The sequence below is a fragment of the Oleiphilus sp. HI0066 genome (assembly GCF_001635725.1).
The window spans coordinates 1-980 of record NZ_LWFH01000305.1 but is presented as its reverse complement, the minus strand read 5'-3'; the positions used below and the strand labels follow the sequence as shown (position 1 = coordinate 980).

Genomic DNA, 980 nt, shown 5'->3' with positions numbered 1-980 from the left:
CAAATAGCTTCGATTCAACAGATTTTATAAGAGCGTTGCAGGCAAATATCGCCAACTGAAGTCCGTTCGAGATGGAATTTGTTGGTAGCTTGATCAAGGCATCAGTCATATAGTTTGTCGCATCTTCGGAGCCATTAATGAGCAGTGTTTTGATTCCTTTCTCTTGTGCTGTTGTTAGGGCTTCCTCGAAACTTTTGTGTTCATCTCCGATACTGATTAATACTAATACATCACTTTCCATTCCCATTGCTTGAATCTGTTTAGCGATCATATTGGCAGATGACGTGTCGCTATTTAGGCTGTCTAAACCGATATTGATTGCAGGGAAGCCTGGGCGCTCAAATTCATATTGGTCCATAAAGGCAGAACTAATGATTTGTGCAATCGGGTTAGCAAACCCAAGGCCGCATACTAAGAGCTTTTTGTCATTAAGTAGGGCGTCTACGATTAAGGTGCTTGCGTGATCGGTTTCTGATGCAATGCTCGTAATGTGCTCTGAGGCGATATCGATTTGGTCGCACAAATATTTGGCAATTGGGGAAAGGTCGTTCATTGGTACTAATGTGCTCCAAATGCTGATTTAATCCAGTTGATAGGCTGTTTGCATTCATGTGTGTCGAATGTGACGGTATCGAAACGACAGGTGCTATCAAATAGTTTGTGCTGTTGCATGTAAAGTAAGGCAGTTTTTACTAGTTTCGCTTGCTTTGGGTTGTTGATACTTTCTTGCGCACTGCCAAAGGTATCGGTTTTACGATAACGAACTTCGACAAATACAATCGCGTGGTGATCGCGCATTATAAGATCGATTTCTCCTAGGCGGCATGAATAATTGCGGGCAATAAGTTTTAGTCCGTTCTTCAATAGATGCTTTTCTGCCAATCGCTCGTATTTCGTTCCCTTGTTGTTCATTTATATCGTCCCTGATACATGAATTAATTAATTGGTATAGCTTTCCCGCCTTGATATTTAGCCCATTG

General features: G+C 41.6%; 2 protein-coding genes. Both read right to left on the bottom strand.

The features are described 5' to 3' along the window. On the bottom strand, nucleotides 1–553 hold a 553-nt coding region (locus tag A3738_RS04510), incomplete at its 3' end, for an SIS domain-containing protein (protein ID WP_068763389.1). Between the two features lie 5 nt (nucleotides 554–558). Then, complete coding sequence (locus A3738_RS04505; protein WP_068472959.1) at nucleotides 559–912, bottom strand: YraN family protein; 354 nt, start codon at nucleotides 910–912, stop codon at nucleotides 559–561. Nucleotides 913–980 lie beyond the last annotated feature (68 nt).

Bases quoted from the DNA above. Each gene is read 5' to 3' on its own strand.
- A3738_RS04505 (WP_068472959.1), bottom strand. From the start codon at position 912: ATGAACAACAAGGGAACGAAATACGAGCGATTGGCAGAAAAGCATCTA.